We start from the raw sequence: 18,420 nt of genomic DNA, 5'->3' as shown, positions 1-18,420 counted from the left end.
GGTTGTGACGCTTCCTGAGGGAGTTGAGATGGTGATGCCTGGGGACAATGTTTCGATGGAGGTTCACCTGATCACGCCGATTGCGATGGAGAAGGAGCTTCGTTTTGCCATTCGGGAAGGAGGGCGGACCGTAGGGGCCGGAGTGATCAGCGAAATCATCGAATAGGGCACGGTTCACGTCAGTCAAGGAGGGGAATAACGGATGAATAAATTGATCACCAACCAAAAAATCAGGATCCGTCTAAAGGCATACGACCACAAATTGCTGGATCAATCGGCCAGAGAAATCGTTGAAACGGCACGGGAGACCGGAGCCAAGGTGGCGGGGCCGATTCCTCTTCCAACGGTGATCAACAAATACTGTGTGCTCCGATCCCCCCACGTGGACAAAAAGTCACGCGAACAATTTGAGATTCGGACCCATAAAAGGCTTTTGGATATTTTGGAACCCACCCAACAGACCGTGGATGCCTTGATGAAATTAGACCTGGCCGCGGGTGTGGACGTTGAAATCAAATTGTAGACCGGACGGAGCTGAAGGCTTATGGCCAAAAAGATTTTCGGCAAGAAACTGGGAATGACGCGTTTTTTCGTAGAGGAGGGAAGAAGCGTTCCCGTAACCATTGTAAAGACGTGGCCTTGTGTCGTGACCCAAAAGAAGACCACGGCCAAGGATGGGTATGAAGCCATTCAAGTGGGATTTGCGGATCAGAAAGAGACACGGGTTACCAAACCCTTGAGGGGGCATTTCAAGGCTTCCGGGAATCGGTGTTTCCGGTATCTCCGGGAAATCCGGGTGGACGATTCAGATGCGTTCGAACTGGGTCAGGAAATCAAGGCGGATATTTTCACAATAGGTGAACTCGTCAAAGTGAGCAGCAAGAGCAAAGGTCGCGGATTCGCGGGTGTTGTCAAGCGATGGGGTTTTTCCGGAGGAAAGGATACCCACGGCTGCCGTTCCCACCGGGTCCCTGGTTCCATAGGAATGAGCGCAACGCCCGGACGGGTGGCCAAAGGAAAAAAACTGCCCGGACGAATGGGATTCCAGCGGACAACGATCAAGAATATCCAGATCGTGGATGTAAGACCTGAGCTGGATATCATTGCCTTGAAGGGAGCCGTTCCGGGGAGCCGGGGCACCATCGTTGAAATTACAGGAAACTGAGGACGATTGAAAAAAGAATACCCACTGCTGCGTTTTCCTCTCACACATAACGCGATGTCAGGATACAGAAAAAATGGCGGTTATTGACGTATATAATCTTCAGAAGGAAAAAACCTCGGAAATGGAACTGCGGGACGATGTCTTCCAGGTGCCCATCAAGACCCATGTACTGCATGAGGTCGTGGTAAGCCAGCTCAACGCCAGGAGGTCAGGAAACGCTTCCACGAAAACCCGCTCCGAGGTGAAAAGATCCGGAAGAAAACTGTACCGACAGAAGGGAACGGGAAGAGCAAGGGCCGGGAGTGCTGGTTCTCCCACCAGGAGAGGGGGAGGAATCGCCCTGGGCCCCAAACCGAGAAGTTACGCTCAACGGGTCCCAAAGAAGGTCCGAAAGGCCGCACTCCGGATGGCCTTGAGCGATAAGTTTTCGAGCGATCATCTGATCGTTGTGAGCGATTTCGATCTTCCCGAGATCAAGACAAAGGGTTTCTTGGAAGTGTTGAAGAACTTCAGTGTGAAGAAGGCCCTTATTGTCACCGAAAGCAAGAACGAAAACCTTGAGAAGTCCTCCAGGAATGTACCTTGGGTCAAGGTGTTGCGCCATGAAGGACTCAATGTATACGATATCCTGACCCATGATTATCTTTTCCTGGTCCAACCCGCGGTGAGTAAAATCGAGGAGGCATTGGTTTCCTGATGGACATCTACAGAGTGATTCAAAGACCCCATATCACCGAGAAGGCCACCCTTCAAAAGGAAACGGCCAATCAGGTCTGTTTTCGTGTCGATAGAAAGGCGAACAAGATCGAAATTCGACGGGCGGTCGAGACGATATTCAAGGCCAAGGTGCTAGACGTGAAAGTTTTGAATATGAAGGGAAAAAAACGGAGAATGGGTCGGAACGTGGGAAAACGGCCGGACTGGAAAAAGGCCATTGTGAAACTTAGAGCGGGGGAGAACATCGAATTTTTCGAAGGAATGTAAACGTTTTTTCGGAGAACCGTGATTCGGGAGTCCGAAAAGTGGAACGACGGAGACGATGATGGCGATCAAGAGTTACAAACCTACTTCGCCGGGCAGAAGATTTCAGACTTGTGTGACGTTCGACGAGATCACTCGGCGGAAACCTGAAAAAAGCCTACTTAAGCCTCTAAAAAAATCTGGGGGGAGGAACACCCTGGGACGTGTGACGGCCAGGCACAGGGGGGGCGGACACAAGAGGCTATACAGAATCATCGACTTCAGGAGAGACAAGGATGGCATACCCGCCCGGGTTGCGAGTATCGAGTATGATCCCAATCGATCCGCGAGAATCGCATTGCTTCATTATATTGATGGTGAAAAACGTTACATCTTGGCCCCTAATGGCTTGAAAGTGGGAGATCAAGTGATGTCCGGCCCCGGGGCGGAAATCAAGACGGGAAATGCTATTCCCCTTAGAGATATACCCCTGGGTACGCCTGTACATAATGTAGAACTGTATGTGGGGCACGGCGGACAATTGGCCAGGGGGGCGGGCAGCCATGCACAGCTGATGGCCAAGGAAGGGAAATATGCTTCCCTTAAGCTCCCCTCTGGGGAGGTGCGAATGGTCCCCCTGGATTGCAAGGCCACCATCGGCCAGGTTGGAAATCTTGAGCATGAAAACCAGAGCGTCGGAAAGGCTGGACGGAATCGATGGAAAGGGAGAAGGCCCCGAGTGCGGGGTGTCGCGATGAATCCAGTGGATCATCCCCATGGAGGGGGGGAAGGGAAATCCTCAGGTGGCCGGCACCCGGTGACTCCCTGGGGTGTTCCAACCAAAGGATATAAGACGAGAGTCAAAAAAGCGAGCGACAAACTCATTCTAAAGAGAAGGAAATAAACGAGGATTTCTCTGGAAAACTAAACGGGGAACCCTTCAGGAAAAGGAGTTGGACTTTGCCTCGTTCATTGAAAAAAGGACCATTTGTGGACGAACACCTCATGAGAAAGGTGAGAAGAGCGGAAGAGACCGGAGACGGGAAAATCATCAAGACTTGGTCCCGGCGTTCAACGATTTTACCCGAATTTGTGGGGTTGACTTTCGCGGTTCATAATGGAAGGAAGTTCCTGCCGGTTTTCGTGACAGAAGACATGGTGGGGCACAAGCTGGGAGAATTTTCACCGACGAGGACATTCTATAGTCATGCCGGGGACAGGAAATCACGGCTAAAGGGGAAGAAATAATGGAAATCCGGGCGGTGGCAAAATATGTGAGGATATCGCCGCGGAAGGCGAGGCTCATCATGGACCAGATTCGGGGGAAAAGGGTCGAAGAAGCGCTGAATATGCTTACCTATTCCCCTAAAAAAGGTGCCTACCTGGTGAAGAAACTCGTCAATTCGGCCGTTGCCAATGCAGAGGGCCATTCGGGCATAGATGTCGACACCCTTTTCATTAAGCGTATATATGCCGATGAAGGGCCCACTTTGAAAAGATTCAGACCCAGGGCGATGGGTCGTGCCACCAGGATAAGAAAAAGAACCAGCCACCTGACCGTTGTTTTAGACGAGAAATAAGGAAGCCGTTTTTGGCCTGAATAGGCGCTGACCGGGACGAATAGCTCGACGGAGGATGTTTTGGGACAAAAAGTCAATCCAATCGGATTTAGATTGGGGATCCATCGCGATTGGGATTCGAGATGGTTCGCGGGCAAGGAATACAGCCACTTCGTGCTGGAAGACCATAGGATACGGAAATTCTTGAAAAAAAGGCTTTTTCAGGCCGGTATCTCCAGGATTGAGATAGAACGGGCCGCGAATAAGGTCAGGATTAAAATTCACACGGCCCGGCCGGGATTGGTCATTGGAAAGAAGGGCGTGGAAATTGAAAATGTGAAGAGGGCCTTGGAGAAAGAGATCAAGCGGGAAGTCATAATCGATATTCAGGAGGTAAGAAAACCCGAGGTCGACGCCCAACTGGTAGCTGAAAGCGTGGCTCTCCAACTTGTCCGGCGTGTTTCCTTCCGGAGGGCCATGAAAAAAAGCGTGAGTTCCGCCCTTAGATTCGGCGCACTGGGGATCAAGATATCCTGCGCCGGGCGCTTAGGGGGCGCCGAGATGGCGAGAAGGGAATGGTACAGGAGAGGGAGAGTACCTTTTCATACCATCCGGGCGGATATCGATTATGGATTTGCCGAAGCCTTCACTACCTATGGAGTAGTAGGGGTAAAGGTGGCTATTTTCAAAGGCGAAATTCTGCCGGATAGAAAAGGCTGAGAAGATCATGCTGAGTCCAAAAAAAGTCAAATACAGGAAAAAGCAAAGGGGCCGGATGAAAGGGAAGGCCTTAAGCAAAGGGGCTACAGTGGAATTCGGGGACTACGGTCTCCAGGCTTTGGAAAGAGGAATCATGACGGCCCAACAGATTGAGGCGGCCCGCGTGGCCATAACGAGACATGTTCGACGCGGTGGGAAGATCTGGATCCGTATTTTCCCCGACAAACCGGTAACAAAGAAGCCCGCCGAGACCAGGATGGGTAAAGGAAAGGGCGCTCCCGAAGGGTGGGTGGCCGTAGTCAAACCCGGTAAAATCCTTTACGAACTGGAAGGTGTCGCCCCGAACGTAGCCGAGGAAGCCTTCCGACTCGCTGGCCACAAACTTCCATTCGCAACTAGATTCATTTCGAGGGGAGTTTGATGATGAAGGCCAAAGAACTTCGCGATCTGAGTATCGATGAATTGAAACAGAAAGAAAGGGAGTTGAGCCAGGAATTGTTCAACCTGAAATTCCAAAAAGCCACCGGACAACTCGGGAACACCGCGATGCTGCCCAAGACAAGAAAAGATCTGGCTCGGGTAAAGACCATACTGAGGGAAATAGAAATTTCCGGTGGACGTGATGAGAAGAGGGCGGAATGAAAGAAAGGGGCAATAGAAAAAAGCTGGTCGGAGTCGTTCTGAGCAACAGCATGGACAAAACGGCGGTGGTCCGGGTAAGCAGGCTGAAAAAGCACAAGACCTATAAAAAGTACATTCGCGGGCAGAAAAAATTCATGGCTCATGACCCTCAAAATTTGTGCCAGGTAGGTGACAAGGTCAGACTTGTCGAAACAAGGCCCTTGAGCAAAAGAAAAAGATGGAAGGTGACCGAGATACTGGAACGAGTTGCAATAAACGGCGGTGCCGAAAATAGTGACAGTGGAGCTTGAACCATGATACAAGCTGAAACAAAACTTAAAGTTGCCGATAATTCCGGAGCCAAACTGCTTCTATGCATAAAAGTGCTCGGTGGATCAAGAAGACGTTATGCAAGAATCGGTGATATAATCGTCGTCACTGTCAAAGAAGCCATGCCCAATTCCAAAGTCAAAAAAGGTGACGTGATGAAGGCCGTGGTGGTTAGAACGGCTAAAGAGATTTCACGGCCGGACGGCTCCTATATCAAGTTTGATGATAATTCGGCGGTCCTGATTAATAATCAGAACGAACCTATCGGAACACGGATATTCGGTCCCGTAGCAAGGGAGTTGAGGGCCAAGAATTTCATGAAAATCATTTCCCTGGCCCCTGAGGTCCTTTAGCGGTCTTCGGATTTTTACATAGCGGAGAAGGAAGTGCGGAAAAAACATCCTGTAATTAAGAAAAACGATAAAGTCATCGTTCTTGCGGGAAAGGAAAAGGGGAAGATCGGAACCGTCCTGAAAGTTGATGCGGAGAAAGGGCGCGCCATCGTCGAAAAGGTGAACATGGTTAAGAGACATACGCGCCCCGGGGGAAAGAACGCGCAGGGCGGGATAGTAGAGAAAGAAGCCCCTATTCATATTTCCAATCTGATGATCGTATGTAATCGGTGTGCCCAACCTACGAGAGTCGGGAAACGGATACTTGAAGACGGAACCAAGGCCAGGGTATGCAAAAAATGTAATGAGCTTATCGATACTTAGGTGATTCGACCCTGCCCGATGGTTCGAATTCCAAATCCTGTTCGAGTTTCGGCAGATATTTGAGGAGGCATACTTTTGTCGCGGCTAAAAGAAAAATATGAAAAGGAAGTCGTTCCCGCCATGATGAAGGAATTCAAATACAAAAGTGTCATGGCGGTTCCAAGGATAGAAAAGGTCGTGCTCAACATGGGCCTTGGCGAAGCGATATTCAACATCAAGGTGTTGGATAAAGGCGTCGAGGAGCTGACCCAGATTTCCGGGCAGAAAGCCGTTGTCACAAAGGCGAAAAGATCTATTGCCGGGTTTAAACTCAGAGAAGGGATGCCCATCGGGTGTATGGTGACCTTGCGGCGCAGGAAAATGTACGATTTCCTGGACAAACTGTTTAACGTGGCTCTTCCCAGGGTGCGGGATTTTAGGGGTATTTCCAACAATATCTTTGACGGCAGAGGCAATTGCACAATCGGGGTAAAGGAGCAGATTATCTTCCCTGAGATCGATTATGATAAAATAGACAAGGTCAAGGGATTGAATATTAGTATCGTTACAACGGCAAAATCCGATAAGGAAGGGCACTTCCTTCTAAAGAGTCTGGGAATGCCCTTCAAGAGATGAAAGAGAGGTTGTCTTGGCGAAAAAATCCCTCATAGCAAAGGCTCAAAGAAAACCAAAGTTCTCTACGCGACGTTACAATCGATGCCCGATTTGCGGGAGGCCGAGGGCCTATTTAAGAAAATTCGGTTTGTGCCGCATCTGTTTCAGAAATATGGCCCTCAGGGGAGAGATCCCAGGGGTTGTCAAATCCAGTTGGTAAACGATAGAACTCCATATAACCTTTATGAGGAGTAACCTAAAATGAGCATGAGTGACCCCATTGCCGATATGTTGACCAGGATCCGGAATGGCATCATGGCGTCCTTTGAAAGTGTGGATATACCGAGTTCAGGCGTGAAGATCAATATCGCCAAGATATTGAAGAGTGAAGGATTTATTAGAAATTTCAAGGTGTTCTCCGACGGTAAGCAGAGAATTATCCGTGTTTTCCTGAAATACGACGAGAAGGGGAGAAGCGTAATCGTCGGCCTTAAGCGGATCAGCAAACCTAGTTGCCGCGTATATGCCAAACGAGACAAGATTCCTCTGGTCCTGAATGGATACGGAATCAACATCCTGTCCACATCAAAGGGAGTTATGACGGACAAGCAGGCGAGAAAAGTCGGGGTTGGGGGAGAAATACTTTGTTCCGTGTGGTAAGAAGGCCTGGCGAACCGAGAGATGGGAGAACGCTGAGCCCATAGATGGGAGGAAACCAATGTCTCGCATAGGCAAGAAGCCTATTCCGATACCAAAGGATGTCAAGGTTGAAATTAAAGGGGATTCAATCCTCGTGAAGGGCCCTTTGGGCGAATTGAAAAGGACCATTGATCCTAAAATAAGTGTGAATATAAATAATGATCAAATTACCCTCACTGTAAAAGATGATACAAAGGAATCCAAGTCCTTACACGGCCTTTACAGGGCTTTGGTAGCCAATATGGTTACGGGGGTGAGCAAGGGGTTCGAGAGGGTTCTCGAGATTGTTGGTGTCGGTTATCGAGCTGAATTGTCCGGGAGGACCGCCACTTTTCACTTGGGCTATTCCCATCCCATTGAATATGAACTTCCGGAGGGCATCACCGCCGAGATTGAAAAGGCGCGGGTGAAGTTAAAGGGTATCGACAAAGAACTTCTCGGCAGAACCGCTGCGAAGGTCCGTAGTTTTAGAAGTCCAGAACCTTACAAAGGTAAAGGCATCAAGTACGCAGATGAGATGATCAGAAGAAAAGCTGGAAAAACGGGGGCCAAGTAAATCTGGAAAGAAGACGGACCTGTTATTCCAATATTTGAACTCAGGTGCAGGATAGACAAAAAATGAGTGCCATATCGAGAGCAAAAGCACGGGAGAGAAGAAAAAAAAGGATCAGGGTCAGAGTAAAGGGCAGGACAGGCAGACCGAGATTGTCCGTCTTCAGGAGTGCAAAGCATATATACGCCCAGATCATCGATGATGAAGTGGGTAAGACTTTACTTTCCGTTTCCTCCCTTTCCAAGGATCTGCGGGATCAGGTGTCCGGAAAAGGTGGAAACAAGGAAGGTGCAGCCATCGTCGGCGAAATGATCGCCAAGAGGGCTCTTGAAAAGGGAATAAAAAAGGTGGTTTTTGACAGGAATGGTTTTTTGTATCATGGTCGTGTGAAAACACTGGCGGAATCGGCCAGAAACCACGGGCTGGATTTCTAGACGGATTTTAATGCCCTGGTGATTCACGACGCAGATCCAGTATTTCAAGGGAGAAGCCCATTGTACAAAGAAGAAGACGAAGTCCAACTTATCGAGAAAGTGGTTCATATCAACAGGGTGGCCAAGGTGGTCAAAGGCGGCCGTCGTTTCAGTTTCAGCGCCATTGTGGTCGTTGGAGACGGGAAGGGAAAGGTCGGAGGCGGCCTGGGTAAGGCCAACGAGGTGCCGGAAGCGATTCGAAAAGGAATCGAACGCGCCAGAAAAGATATGAAGCCTGTACCGGTCGTTAATGGGACTATCCCTCACGAGATCATCGGAAGGTGGGGGGCTGGAAAAGTGTTGCTGAAACCGGCTGGCCCGGGAACCGGCGTGATAGCCGGGGGTGCGGTGAGGGCGGTTCTCGAGGCGGTGGGGGTTCAGAATATCCTTACCAAATGCCTGGGATCCCACAATTCCCACAACCTGGTGAAGGCTACTTTGAGGGGATTGACGGAATTACGGCATCCTGAAGAAATCGCCAGGGCTCGAGGTAAGGCCGTGGATGAGATCGGTCGATGATCAAAGCCGACGCGGAAGAAGAGTAATTGCCATGACAGAAACGATCAAAGTAACGCTAGTAAAAAGCGGTATCGGTAAAAACAAGAAAATCCGAGAAACCCTGAAAGGTCTCGGTTTGACGAAATTACACAAGACTGTAACTGTGAAGAATACCGCCCCCATAAGGGGAATGATAAATAAGGTTATCTTTATGGTGAGAATAGAGAAATAGCCCGCAAGATATAAGGTAATGAAAAATGATTAGGATCCAAGATCTTTCACCATCGGCCGGAGCGAAGAAAAAAAGGAAAAGGGTAGGACGGGGCCCTGGTTCAGGGCATGGAAAGACGGCCTGCCGCGGGCACAAAGGGCAGAAGGCCCGGTCGGGCGGAAAAATAGGACGCGGATTTGAAGGCGGCCAGATGCCCTTGCAGAGAAGGCTTCCTAAGAGGGGATTCACAAATATCTTCAAGAAACACTATACGTTGGTCAATCTTAAGAGCCTTGAGCGTTTTGAACCGAATGCAACGATCGATGTGGATGCCCTCAAGGCGGCAGGAGTTATCAAGAAGGTGCGGGACGGAATCAAACTCCTGGGAGATGGGGAAATCGGGCACCCGTTGACTATCAAGGTGCACAAGGCAAGCCGGACCGCCAGGGAGAAAATCGAGGCTGCTGGTGGGAAAGTCGAAATAATGTAGTATCGTGGTCGGGTTTTTATCTCCGATATGACCGCACCGAGACTTCATTTCTCACCAGGAAAATTTGGTGGAAGTGAAGAAAATATATAAAAAGAGGCTGAGGGTCGAAGGAAAGAGAGATGTGACAGAGCCCTGTTGAACTGCGGGACGCCCTTGCTTTATTAGCCCTCATACATAACCAGAGCCAGAGGAGCGAACAAGAGATTAAGATGATACACGGCGTTCAGAACATTGCCAAGATCCCGGAGTTGAAAAAGCGGATTTTATTCACTCTGGTGATGTTGGCTGTTTACCGGCTTGGGTGCCACATTCCTACACCGGGCATTGATGGCGCGGCGTTGTCCGCCTTCTTCAGTGAGAGGCAGGGGACGTTGTTCGGGCTCTTTGACATGTTCTCCGGCGGCGCACTGCGCAGGATGTCCGTGATGGCCCTTGGGATCATGCCATACATCAGTGCCTCCATTATCCTTGAACTCCTCACGGTGGTTATCCCTTACCTGGAAAAATTGAAGAAGGAAGGGGAGCAGGGGCGGAAAAAGATCACCCAATATACAAGATACGGGACCGTTCTCCTGAGCATGATCCAGGGCTTCGGAATAGCTATCGGTCTTGAGCGGATGAGCAGTCCGGGTGGAATCATGGTGGTTCCAGTAGGAGGCTGGGGATTCAGGATTCTCGCTGTCATCACTTTAACGGCAGGAACCGCCTTCTTGATGTGGCTCGGAGAGCAGATCACCGAGAGGGGAATAGGAAACGGTATCTCCTTGATCATTTTTGCGGGAATTGTGGCACGATTTCCATCCGCCGTTCTCAATTCCTGGCGTTTGATGAGTAGTGGTGAGATGAGCCCTTTTTTCATGGCCATCATCGTCGCCATGATGATTGGTGTGGTGGGATTCATTGTATTCGTCGAGAGGGCCCAGCGTAGGATACCGGTTCAATATGCAAAGAGGGTGGTGGGGCGAAAGATGTATGGTGGGCAGAGCACTCACTTACCCCTTAAAATAAATACCGCTGGCGTCATACCGCCGATTTTTGCATCTTCTATTATCATGTTTCCTGCAACCATCGCCAATTTTCTCAACGTTAAAGAGACGCCGTGGCTCCAGATGGTGGTTAACCTCCTCTCCCCAGGGCATGCGGTCTATATCTTGATTTATGTGATTTTTATTGTCTTCTTCTGTTATTTTTATACGGCCGTGCATTTCAATCCCGTGGATGTGGCCGATAACATGAAAAAATACGGAGGTTTCATTCCAGGGATAAGGCCCGGAAAGAATACGGCGGAATATATTGATCGGGTCCTGACCCGTATTACGTTCAGTGGGGCGATCTATGTTTCAGCCGTATGCATCCTGCCGCAGATATTAATATATAAATTGAATGTTCCTTTCTACTTCGGCGGGACTGCCCTTTTAATCGTGGTCGGTGTGGCCATGGATACCTCCAACCAGATCGAGTCCCATATGTTGACCAGGCATTACGAGGGGTTTATGCGGAAAGGATTCGGTAGGGTTCGATAAAAGAAAGAGATCTCATTAGCGAATTCTTTTTCGGTGTTTAACCTATTAGGCAAGAAGGTTATATGTCAAAAGAGGATACCATTTCGGTGGAGGGAACGGTGGTTGAGACATTGCCCAACGCAATGTTTCGCGTTGAACTGGAGAACGGACACCGCGTTTTGGCCCATATATCGGGAAAGATGAGGATGCACTTCATAAAAATCTTACCCGGAGACAGGGTCTCCCTCGAATTGTCTCCCTATGACTTGAGCAGGGGAAGGATTACCTATCGAGGGAAATAAAATACCTCAAAAGATTGGAATTTCGGTCATGAAAGTGCGTGCTTCTGTAAAAAAAATTTGCAACAAGTGCAAGATCATAAGGCGACGGGGAGTCTTGCGGGTCATTTGCGAAAATCCGCGCCACAAACAGAGACAGGGATGACGAGATATCGTTGCCCTTTCAGAAGATTAGTGCGGGGATGACGAAGAAGAAACTCTGAACAAACGAAATGGAGTTTTGATTTGGCAAGAATAGCAGGCGTAGATTTACCCAGGGGAAAGAGAATTGAGATCGCCCTGACCTATATTTACGGGATAGGTCGGACCAGCGCGCAAAAGATACTGGACGAAGCGCAAGTGGACTGGGACACAAAGTCGAATGATTTGACCGAAGGGCAGGTTACCCGAATAAGAAAAATCATCGACGAGAAATACCGGGTGGAAGGTGACCTCAGGCGTGAAGTCTCCATGAACATCAAGCGATTGATGGATCTCGGCGCTTATCGGGGGCTGAGGCACAGGAAAGGTCTGCCTGTGAGAGGTCAACGGACAAGCACCAATGCGAGGACCCGGAAGGGTCCGCGCAGGGCTGTCATGGGGAAAAGAAAGAAATAGGAACCTGAGGAAGGACCATGGTTAAGAAAGTACGCAGAAGAGGCAAAGCCAAAAAAGAAAAGAAGAACGTTCCTACCGGAATCGTTCATATCCAATCGACTTTCAACAACACCATTGTGACCATCACCGACCCGAACGGAAACGTCATCGCCTCATCGAGCGCGGGACGGCAGGGGTTCAAGGGTTCGAGGAAGAGCACTCCTTTTGCCGCCCAACTGGCCGCCCAGGATGCACTGAGGCAGGCCATGGAACACGGACTTCGTTCCGCGGAAGTAAGGGTCAAGGGGCCGGGAGTGGGACGGGAGGCTGCAATTAGGGCATTGCAGGCCGATGGGTTTACCGTGACTGTGATCAGGGATGTCACGCCCATTCCCCACAATGGGTGCCGGCCTCCGAAGAGAAGAAGGGTGTAAGATACAGGAAGGTCTTCCGAAGAGGATAACAATCCCCCTGGACAGGAACAATAAAGCGGTCAAAGCGTTTGGAAGCGCTTCGAGGCTGCACTGAAAAAGATAATAAGAAGGAGGGCCTGTTTTGGCCAGATATACGGGTGCTTCATGTAGATTGTGCAGGCGCGAGAATCTCAAACTGTTCTTGAAAGGAGATCGATGTTTCGGGGATAAATGCGCATTTGAGCGACGTCCTTACGCCCCCGGCCAGCATGGACAGAGAAGGGGAGGGAAATTCTCCGACTATCATCTCCAGCTTCGCGAAAAGCAAAAAGTCAAAAGAATTTACGGGGTTCTTGAGAGACAGTTCAAACGGTATTACGAGCGCGCTGAAAAACAGAAGGGCATTACCGGCACGAATTTATTGCTTTTACTGGAATGCAGACTTGACAATGTAGTATATCGCATGGGTTTTGCCGCTTCACGCAATCAGGCGAGGCAATATATTAGACATGGCTTGTTCGAAGTCAATAACAGGAAAGTGGATATTCCGAGTTACCAGGTAAAGGTCGGAGATGTTATACAGGTTAGAGAGAAGAGTCGAGAAGTGAATGCCATCAAGGAAGCCATGGAGACAGTGGTACGCCGGGGAATCCCGAGCTGGATGGAAGTGGACAAGGAACGGTTCCGGGGCGTCTTCAAGGCTATGCCCAGCCGTGAAGACCTGACGATGCCTATCCAGGAGCAGCTAATTGTCGAATTGTATTCCAAGTAGAGTAAACTGCGTTTATTTCCCGGTGTCTCGTGAATCCCGTTAGTCGTTAGAGATATCCTTCTTTTTAAGGGGCCTAGGTGTTGAGGATTCACCGGGCCATAACAACAATGCATTGGAGGGATTTTATTGGCTGATCTAAAAGCAAGAAACTGGCGGGAACTTATAAAACCCAAAAGTATCACCATCGAAGAGGACAGCCATACGAGTACCTATGGGAAATTCATATGTGAACCCTTGGAGCGGGGTTTTGGGATTACCATAGGGAATTCTCTGCGAAGGATCCTGCTTTCATCGTTGCAGGGATCGGCTATCGTGTCGGTAAAATTCGATGGTGTCGTGCACGAGTTTTCCACGCTGCCCGGCGTACTGGAAGACGTCACGGATATCATTTTGAATCTCAAGGAAATCAAGCTACGGCTGGTAGATCAGGAAGAGGCTGTTATTCACCTTTCCCATGAGGGAGAAGGGAACGTTACGGCCGCTGAAATCGAGACGAACGGACTCGTCGAGATCCTGAATCCAGACCAGCATATCGCCACCTTAAACAAGGAAGCGAAGTTGAATATGGAGATGGTCGTCAGGATGGGTAAGGGCTACCTGAGCGCCGAGGCTGCCAAGGGAGGGGAGCAGACCATCGGCGTTATTCCCATTGATGCCATCTTTTCTCCTATCAGGAAAGTAAATTACGTTGTTACCAACGCTAGGGTGGGACAAATCACGGACTATGACAAACTCACGCTCGAAGTCTGGACCGATGGAAGTGTGGCGCCGGAGGATGCCGTCGCGTACGCAGCGAAGATATTGAAGGAGCAAATGACTCCCTTCATCAATTTCGAGGAAGAAGAAGAGCCCGAGATCGTTGAAGAGGAGAAGGAAGAGGAGAAATTGAATCAGAACCTCTTCAGGCCCGTATCCGAGCTTGAGCTTTCCGTTCGTTCGGCCAACTGCCTTAAGAATGCCAATATTACCCTCATAGGAGAGCTGGTTCAAAAGACTGAACCCGAAATGTTGAAGACCAAGAATTTTGGAAGAAAATCGCTCAACGAAATCAAAACGATACTGGAAGAAATGGGCCTTTCTCTTGGGATGAAACTGGATAATTTCCCTCCCCCCGGGATGAAGCTGGGAACCGATAAAGAGGAAAAAGAAGGGAACCCTGACCAATGAGACACCAAAAAGCCGGAAGGAAACTCAGTCGGACTTCAAGCCATCGGAGGGCGATGTTGAGGAACATGGTCACGTCGCTTTTCCGACACGAACAGCTGGTGACCACCGATGCGAAGGCCAAGGAAGTGAGGCCTTTGGCGGAAAAGATGATAACCCTGGCCAAAAGGGGGGACTTGCATGCCAGGCGGAAGGCCCTGGGTTACCTGCAGGACAAGGCCACCGTTCACAAACTGTTTGGCGAGATCAAAGATCGGTATCTGGATCGTCAGGGTGGATATGTCCGAATAATCAAGAAAGGGACTCGGAAAGGAGATGCCGCCCCAGTTTCGATCATCCAGCTATTGCCAGGAAAGGATTCGAGCACCAAGAAGAAGAGCAAAGGAAAAGAGGGCGCGGAACCGAAAGGCCAGCTCGAAAAGGCGGTGAAAAAAGAAGAGGTCCAACCGGAGAAAAATGAGGGGTCTTCGGCTCAGGAAAATTCGGATAAGGAATAAAGCTTTCCTGAGGATCATTTTCCCCGGCCCGGGGCCTGGTGTGAAGATAAGCCCATTAGTATGTTAAATGAGGCACTGAATACGAAAAATACAACATATTGAGATGACCCATGATTTGCATGTGGTGCTGATCATAGCCTCCTTGTCGGCCTGTCCGCCAAGGAGGCTTTTTTGTCGAGAGTGTACAGGGTGAATCCTCGGATGGACGGCAGGCTGAAGTACACTGGATTTGAAAGAAAGAGGTAATACAGTGGCGATACTCATCAAGGGTGGTGATCTGGTCGATTTGAAAAAGGGCAAGGTGCTTCCGCGAGACATCCTTGTAGAAGATGATCAAATTATACGGATCGTCCCTTGGGGTGAGTCCGGGATAAGCGGTGCTTCAGTTGAAATCATCGATGCCTCAGGCATGATGGTTTTTCCCGGCCTGATTGATATGCACGTTCACCTGAGGGAACCGGGCCAGGAGCACAAGGAGGAAATCTCCACAGGCGCACAGGCTGCAGTAGCCGGTGGGTTCACAGCCCTTGCATGCATGCCCAACACGGATCCCGTAAATGACAGCGGCGAGGTGACGGGTTTTATCCTGGAAAGAGCATGGGAGGCCGGCCTTGCCCGCGTATTCCCCATTGCAGCCGTAACGAAAGGGCAAAAAGGTCAATCCCTGAGCGATTTCGGTGAACTTCGGAGTGCAGGAGCAGTAGGAATTTCGGATGACGGCTTTCCCGTCAGGGACAGCGGGATGATGCGCCTTGCTATGGAAAGGGCCAAAGAGCATGGCTTGGTGATCATCTCCCACTGCGAGGATAGAAGCCTTTCCGCTGGAGGTGTCATGCATGAAGGGGAGATTTCCAGGCGATTGGGTTTTAAGGGTATTCCTGCTGAGAGCGAAGAAATCATGGTTTTCAGGGAAATTTGTCTCGCAAGGCTTACGAAGTGCCCGGTTCATATAGCCCATGTAAGCACGGCCGGTTCGGTGGCCTTGATAAAAAGGGCCAAGGAAGAAGGGCTCCCGGTGACTGCGGAAACCGCGCCACACTATTTCTCCCTGGATCACCGGGCCGTTGAAAAGATGGGTTCGATGGCGAAAATGAATCCACCTTTGAGACGTCCGGAGGACGTCGAAGCGATCAAGGTTGGACTTTCGGAGGATATTATAGATGTGATCGCTACGGATCATGCCCCCCACAGTGACCTTGAAAAGAACGTGGAATTCGAAAGGGCCGCCTTTGGCATCATCGGACTTGAAACGGCCTTGCCATTGGTCCTCGCCCTCGTAAGGGAAGGTGTATTAAGTCTCCAGGCGGCCGTTTACAAGCTTTCCCGGCGTCCTGCCGAACTGCTGGGAGTAGAGGGAGGCCTTCTCGAGGAGGGAAAGCGCGCGGACCTGACCATAGTCGATCCGGAATGTGAATATGTCTTGACGGCCGCAGACATTCAGTCCAAGAGTAAAAACACTCCATTCTTGAACAACCTATTTAAAGGCCGGGCTATCCTGACCATGATCGGAGGGAGAATTGTCTGGAGACAGGAAACAAAGAATCCTGATCGTTGATGATGAGATGAGCATGCGGGAATTCCTGGAGATCCTTCTCACTCGGGAAGGATATGAGGTCGTCGTCGCCGATTGCGGGGAGCGGGCTTGCGAGATCCTGGAAAACGGTGCCTTTGATCTCGTTATCACGGATATCCGGATGAAGGACGTGGACGGCATAGGAGTGTTGAAAAAGGCCAAAGAGCTGAATCCTGAGACCATGGTGGTCATGATATCTGCCTTCGCCACCGCCGAAACCGCCGTAGAAGCAATGAGAGAAGGGGCATACGACTACATCCCAAAACCTTTCAAGGTGGAGGAATTTAAAAAAATCATCAAGGACGCTCTGAGTTCCAGGAGACCCCTGGAAGAAGGGCAGAAAACCGATGATAGGCAAGGTCGTTTTCATTTCGGTTGCCTGATCGGGGAGAGTCCGAAGATGAGAAAGGTCTACGACCTCATCCAGAGGGTCGCCCAGACTAAGAGTAATATCCTCATCATCGGGGAAAGTGGAACCGGAAAGGAACTCGTGGCAAGGGCCATCCATCGGCAGAGCCGAAGAAAAGACAAACCCTTTGTCGTGATCAACTGTGCCGGGATCCCGGAAAACCTGATAGAAAGCGAACTGTTCGGATACAGAAAGGGGGCCTTTACCGGGGCTGCGACCAACAAGGAAGGCCTCTTTGAGGCGGCTGACGGTGGAACGGTCTTCCTCGATGAGGTCGGGGAACTCACCCCTCTAATCCAGGTTAAGCTCCTTCGGGTTATCCAAGAGCGGACCTTTACATCGGTAGGGGGGACGGATGAGAAACACGTGGATGTGCGTTTCATCTCTGCCACGAACAAGAACCTTGAAGAAGAGGTCATTAAGGGCAGGTTCAGGGAGGACCTGTTTTTCAGACTCAATGTCATTCAGATCACCATGCCCCCCTTGCGCGAGAGGGGGGAGGACCTTACCCTGCTAAGCCGGTATTTCCTTGAAAAGTATTCCCGGGAACTGGGCAAGGATGTACGGAAGATTTCGGCCTATGCCATGGACATCCTCAAGGAATATCCCTTCCCCGGCAATGTGCGGGAGCTGGAAAATATTATTGAAAGAAGCGTGGCCCTGGAGACCTCGAATATTGTTCTTCCGGAGGGAAGGGATCGAGCTTGACAAGGTAATGGAAGAGATCGAAAAGGAATACATCCTCAAGGCCCTGGAACTTGCCCATGGATCGAGGCAAAAGGCCGCCACGCTCTTGGGTCTCAGTATGCGCTCCTTCAGGTACCGCATTGAAAAACTGGGAATCAAGGGGTGAGGGCCTTTGTAGGCTGTTCCCCCACTCCATTCACCTTCACCCCCTTTAGCCAGGATACCCAGTATGTAGCCTGTGGTACATTAAAAATGAAGGAGTGAACTCCCCCCTCCGCGTCGCAATTCCACTCAAAATACCCTGCTGCTTGAAACAGAGAGCTTCATCTCCCTGATCATCAAAGGGGCACCGCCTCCTTTTGAAAGCCTTCCGTCTTTCACCGAAAAGATAGAAAATATATTTACCCATGCCGCAGGAATAGCGCAATCATTGACAAAAAATGGCACTGACCTGACAATTTTTGTCTCTTTGAATTTTTCGCGGCGCATTTTGATTCCATGTCCAGAATGCCTTAAAGTGCTTATCTTCTCGAAAATAGGTCAAAAATTCTTTTTCTGCCCTTTTCCCCTTCATCTTGGCACACCTCTTGTATGATCAACCAATCAAAGACCATAACCGGGTGTTCGATGATTTTAATGAAAAAGTGAATGGGGAAGGGGGTGAGACGTCAGAGATACCATTTTAGAGAACCTTAGGGACCCAAGACCCAATAATTTATGACACAGAGGAGGAGTAATTAAAATGTTTACAAAATTGCCCAAAAAGGATGAAAGAGGTTTCACGCTTATTGAATTGATGATCGTCATCGCGATTATCGGTATCCTGGCGGCCATTGCCATCCCTCAGTTCAATGCCTATCGGGCGAGATCCTATAATGCCTCGGCCAATACGGATCTCAGGAATGCGATGACTGCCCAGGAAGGCTATTTTATTGATAA

General features: G+C 49.9%; 32 protein-coding genes and 1 pseudogene. All 33 read left to right on the top strand.

Annotated features, from left to right (window positions below):
- Positions 1-166 (top strand): elongation factor Tu (tuf, locus tag JRF57_11510; protein MBW2304326.1); only part of this gene is annotated, 166 nt, incomplete at its 5' end.
- Between the two features lie 48 nt (positions 167-214).
- Positions 215-523, top strand: coding sequence for a 30S ribosomal protein S10 (rpsJ, locus tag JRF57_11505; protein ID MBW2304325.1), 309 nt, complete (start codon positions 215-217; stop codon positions 521-523).
- 21 nt (positions 524-544) lie between these two features.
- Positions 545-1,165 (top strand): 50S ribosomal protein L3, encoded by a 621-nt coding sequence (rplC, locus tag JRF57_11500; GenBank protein ID MBW2304324.1) that lies wholly within the window; start codon positions 545-547, stop codon positions 1,163-1,165.
- A 73-nt stretch (positions 1,166-1,238) separates the two neighbouring features.
- Positions 1,239-1,862, top strand: a complete 624-nt coding sequence (gene rplD, locus JRF57_11495; GenBank protein ID MBW2304323.1) for a 50S ribosomal protein L4 — start codon at positions 1,239-1,241, stop codon at positions 1,860-1,862.
- A complete protein-coding gene (locus JRF57_11490; protein ID MBW2304322.1) occupies positions 1,862-2,149 on the top strand; it encodes a 50S ribosomal protein L23 in 288 nt (95 codons plus the stop codon). Before rplD ends, JRF57_11490 begins: the two co-directional genes overlap by 1 nt.
- Before the next feature lie 58 nt (positions 2,150-2,207).
- On the top strand, positions 2,208-3,029 hold the full coding sequence (rplB, locus tag JRF57_11485; GenBank protein MBW2304321.1) for a 50S ribosomal protein L2: 822 nt from the start codon (positions 2,208-2,210) through the stop codon (positions 3,027-3,029).
- A 56-nt stretch (positions 3,030-3,085) separates the two neighbouring features.
- Entirely contained in the window at positions 3,086-3,373 is a 288-nt protein-coding gene (gene rpsS, locus JRF57_11480; GenBank protein MBW2304320.1) for a 30S ribosomal protein S19, read from the top strand.
- Positions 3,373-3,705 carry a 50S ribosomal protein L22 gene (rplV, locus tag JRF57_11475; protein MBW2304319.1) on the top strand — a complete coding sequence of 111 codons (333 nt, stop codon included), beginning with the start codon at positions 3,373-3,375 and terminating at the stop codon, positions 3,703-3,705. The genes rpsS and rplV overlap by 1 nt, the downstream gene beginning before the upstream one ends.
- Before the next feature lie 60 nt (positions 3,706-3,765).
- Positions 3,766-4,404 (top strand): 30S ribosomal protein S3, encoded by a 639-nt coding sequence (gene rpsC, locus JRF57_11470; GenBank protein ID MBW2304318.1) that lies wholly within the window; start codon positions 3,766-3,768, stop codon positions 4,402-4,404.
- Between the two features lie 7 nt (positions 4,405-4,411).
- Positions 4,412-4,825, top strand: a complete 414-nt coding sequence (gene rplP, locus JRF57_11465; GenBank protein ID MBW2304317.1) for a 50S ribosomal protein L16 — start codon at positions 4,412-4,414, stop codon at positions 4,823-4,825.
- Positions 4,826-4,827: 2 nt separating this feature from the next.
- Complete coding sequence (gene rpmC / locus JRF57_11460; GenBank protein MBW2304316.1) at positions 4,828-5,046, top strand: 50S ribosomal protein L29; 219 nt, start codon at positions 4,828-4,830, stop codon at positions 5,044-5,046.
- Entirely contained in the window at positions 5,043-5,336 is a 294-nt protein-coding gene (rpsQ, locus tag JRF57_11455) for a 30S ribosomal protein S17 (GenBank protein ID MBW2304315.1), read from the top strand. The genes rpmC and rpsQ overlap by 4 nt, the downstream gene beginning before the upstream one ends.
- 3 nt (positions 5,337-5,339) lie before the next feature.
- Positions 5,340-5,708 (top strand): 50S ribosomal protein L14, encoded by a 369-nt coding sequence (rplN, locus tag JRF57_11450; GenBank protein MBW2304314.1) that lies wholly within the window; start codon positions 5,340-5,342, stop codon positions 5,706-5,708.
- A 33-nt stretch (positions 5,709-5,741) separates the two neighbouring features.
- Positions 5,742-6,071, top strand: a complete 330-nt coding sequence (locus JRF57_11445) for a 50S ribosomal protein L24 (protein MBW2304313.1) — start codon at positions 5,742-5,744, stop codon at positions 6,069-6,071.
- Positions 6,072-6,146: 75 nt separating this feature from the next.
- Entirely contained in the window at positions 6,147-6,686 is a 540-nt protein-coding gene (rplE, locus tag JRF57_11440) for a 50S ribosomal protein L5 (GenBank protein MBW2304312.1), read from the top strand.
- Between the two features lie 13 nt (positions 6,687-6,699).
- Complete coding sequence (locus tag JRF57_11435) at positions 6,700-6,885, top strand: type Z 30S ribosomal protein S14 (protein ID MBW2304311.1); 186 nt, start codon at positions 6,700-6,702, stop codon at positions 6,883-6,885.
- Positions 6,886-6,926: 41 nt separating this feature from the next.
- Complete coding sequence (rpsH, locus tag JRF57_11430; protein ID MBW2304310.1) at positions 6,927-7,325, top strand: 30S ribosomal protein S8; 399 nt, start codon at positions 6,927-6,929, stop codon at positions 7,323-7,325.
- Between the two features lie 58 nt (positions 7,326-7,383).
- Positions 7,384-7,920: a 50S ribosomal protein L6 gene (rplF, locus tag JRF57_11425; GenBank protein ID MBW2304309.1), complete on the top strand. Its 537-nt coding sequence runs from the start codon at positions 7,384-7,386 to the stop codon at positions 7,918-7,920.
- A 62-nt stretch (positions 7,921-7,982) separates the two neighbouring features.
- Entirely contained in the window at positions 7,983-8,351 is a 369-nt protein-coding gene (locus tag JRF57_11420; protein ID MBW2304308.1) for a 50S ribosomal protein L18, read from the top strand.
- A gap of 60 nt (positions 8,352-8,411) precedes the next feature.
- Positions 8,412-8,909 carry a 30S ribosomal protein S5 gene (gene rpsE / locus JRF57_11415; protein MBW2304307.1) on the top strand — a complete coding sequence of 166 codons (498 nt, stop codon included), beginning with the start codon at positions 8,412-8,414 and terminating at the stop codon, positions 8,907-8,909.
- Between the two features lie 31 nt (positions 8,910-8,940).
- Positions 8,941-9,120 carry a 50S ribosomal protein L30 gene (gene rpmD / locus JRF57_11410; GenBank protein MBW2304306.1) on the top strand — a complete coding sequence of 60 codons (180 nt, stop codon included), beginning with the start codon at positions 8,941-8,943 and terminating at the stop codon, positions 9,118-9,120.
- 28 nt (positions 9,121-9,148) lie between these two features.
- Positions 9,149-9,589, top strand: coding sequence for a 50S ribosomal protein L15 (rplO, locus tag JRF57_11405; GenBank protein ID MBW2304305.1), 441 nt, complete (start codon positions 9,149-9,151; stop codon positions 9,587-9,589).
- A 209-nt stretch (positions 9,590-9,798) separates the two neighbouring features.
- Positions 9,799-11,112: a preprotein translocase subunit SecY gene (secY, locus tag JRF57_11400; protein ID MBW2304304.1), complete on the top strand. Its 1,314-nt coding sequence runs from the start codon at positions 9,799-9,801 to the stop codon at positions 11,110-11,112.
- Positions 11,113-11,174: 62 nt separating this feature from the next.
- A complete protein-coding gene (gene infA, locus JRF57_11395) occupies positions 11,175-11,393 on the top strand; it encodes a translation initiation factor IF-1 (protein MBW2304303.1) in 219 nt (72 codons plus the stop codon).
- A 28-nt stretch (positions 11,394-11,421) separates the two neighbouring features.
- The gene (gene rpmJ, locus JRF57_11390; GenBank protein MBW2304302.1) at positions 11,422-11,535 is read left to right on the top strand and encodes a 50S ribosomal protein L36; all 114 of its coding nucleotides are present in this window, start codon (positions 11,422-11,424) and stop codon (positions 11,533-11,535) included.
- A gap of 80 nt (positions 11,536-11,615) precedes the next feature.
- Complete coding sequence (rpsM, locus tag JRF57_11385) at positions 11,616-11,987, top strand: 30S ribosomal protein S13 (protein MBW2304301.1); 372 nt, start codon at positions 11,616-11,618, stop codon at positions 11,985-11,987.
- Between the two features lie 17 nt (positions 11,988-12,004).
- The gene (rpsK, locus tag JRF57_11380; GenBank protein MBW2304300.1) at positions 12,005-12,400 is read left to right on the top strand and encodes a 30S ribosomal protein S11; all 396 of its coding nucleotides are present in this window, start codon (positions 12,005-12,007) and stop codon (positions 12,398-12,400) included.
- A gap of 121 nt (positions 12,401-12,521) precedes the next feature.
- Positions 12,522-13,151, top strand: a complete 630-nt coding sequence (gene rpsD / locus JRF57_11375; GenBank protein MBW2304299.1) for a 30S ribosomal protein S4 — start codon at positions 12,522-12,524, stop codon at positions 13,149-13,151.
- Between the two features lie 126 nt (positions 13,152-13,277).
- Positions 13,278-14,318 (top strand): DNA-directed RNA polymerase subunit alpha, encoded by a 1,041-nt coding sequence (locus JRF57_11370; GenBank protein MBW2304298.1) that lies wholly within the window; start codon positions 13,278-13,280, stop codon positions 14,316-14,318.
- Positions 14,315-14,812 (top strand): 50S ribosomal protein L17, encoded by a 498-nt coding sequence (gene rplQ, locus JRF57_11365; protein ID MBW2304297.1) that lies wholly within the window; start codon positions 14,315-14,317, stop codon positions 14,810-14,812. Before JRF57_11370 ends, rplQ begins: the two co-directional genes overlap by 4 nt.
- Before the next feature lie 250 nt (positions 14,813-15,062).
- On the top strand, positions 15,063-16,367 hold the full coding sequence (locus tag JRF57_11360) for a dihydroorotase (GenBank protein ID MBW2304296.1): 1,305 nt from the start codon (positions 15,063-15,065) through the stop codon (positions 16,365-16,367).
- A gap of 7 nt (positions 16,368-16,374) precedes the next feature.
- Positions 16,375-17,647: pseudogene (locus JRF57_11355) on the top strand (sigma-54-dependent Fis family transcriptional regulator).
- A gap of 576 nt (positions 17,648-18,223) precedes the next feature.
- Positions 18,224-18,420: prepilin-type N-terminal cleavage/methylation domain-containing protein (locus JRF57_11350; protein ID MBW2304295.1), on the top strand; the 197-nt coding region annotated here is incomplete at its 3' end.

The sequence above is a fragment of the Deltaproteobacteria bacterium genome (assembly GCA_019310525.1).
Taxonomy (GTDB): domain Bacteria; phylum Desulfobacterota; class DSM-4660; order Desulfatiglandales; family HGW-15; genus JAFDEE01.
The sequence above is the reverse complement of the archived record's forward strand: the minus strand, read 5'-3'. Positions and strand labels throughout refer to the sequence as shown.

Coding starts and splice junctions, on each gene's coding strand:
- rplC (MBW2304324.1), top strand. CDS start 545: ATGGCCAAAAAGATTTTCGGCAAGAAACTGGGAATGACGCGTTTTTTC.
- rplD (MBW2304323.1), top strand. CDS start 1,239: ATGGCGGTTATTGACGTATATAATCTTCAGAAGGAAAAAACCTCGGAA.
- JRF57_11490 (MBW2304322.1), top strand. CDS start 1,862: ATGGACATCTACAGAGTGATTCAAAGACCCCATATCACCGAGAAGGCC.
- rplB (MBW2304321.1), top strand. CDS start 2,208: ATGGCGATCAAGAGTTACAAACCTACTTCGCCGGGCAGAAGATTTCAG.
- rplV (MBW2304319.1), top strand. CDS start 3,373: ATGGAAATCCGGGCGGTGGCAAAATATGTGAGGATATCGCCGCGGAAG.
- rplP (MBW2304317.1), top strand. CDS start 4,412: ATGCTGAGTCCAAAAAAAGTCAAATACAGGAAAAAGCAAAGGGGCCGG.
- rpmC (MBW2304316.1), top strand. CDS start 4,828: ATGAAGGCCAAAGAACTTCGCGATCTGAGTATCGATGAATTGAAACAG.
- rpsQ (MBW2304315.1), top strand. CDS start 5,043: ATGAAAGAAAGGGGCAATAGAAAAAAGCTGGTCGGAGTCGTTCTGAGC.
- rplN (MBW2304314.1), top strand. CDS start 5,340: ATGATACAAGCTGAAACAAAACTTAAAGTTGCCGATAATTCCGGAGCC.
- rpsH (MBW2304310.1), top strand. CDS start 6,927: ATGAGCATGAGTGACCCCATTGCCGATATGTTGACCAGGATCCGGAAT.
- rplF (MBW2304309.1), top strand. CDS start 7,384: ATGTCTCGCATAGGCAAGAAGCCTATTCCGATACCAAAGGATGTCAAG.
- JRF57_11420 (MBW2304308.1), top strand. CDS start 7,983: ATGAGTGCCATATCGAGAGCAAAAGCACGGGAGAGAAGAAAAAAAAGG.
- rpmD (MBW2304306.1), top strand. CDS start 8,941: ATGACAGAAACGATCAAAGTAACGCTAGTAAAAAGCGGTATCGGTAAA.
- secY (MBW2304304.1), top strand. CDS start 9,799: ATGATACACGGCGTTCAGAACATTGCCAAGATCCCGGAGTTGAAAAAG.
- infA (MBW2304303.1), top strand. CDS start 11,175: ATGTCAAAAGAGGATACCATTTCGGTGGAGGGAACGGTGGTTGAGACA.
- rpmJ (MBW2304302.1), top strand. CDS start 11,422: ATGAAAGTGCGTGCTTCTGTAAAAAAAATTTGCAACAAGTGCAAGATC.
- rpsK (MBW2304300.1), top strand. CDS start 12,005: ATGGTTAAGAAAGTACGCAGAAGAGGCAAAGCCAAAAAAGAAAAGAAG.
- rplQ (MBW2304297.1), top strand. CDS start 14,315: ATGAGACACCAAAAAGCCGGAAGGAAACTCAGTCGGACTTCAAGCCAT.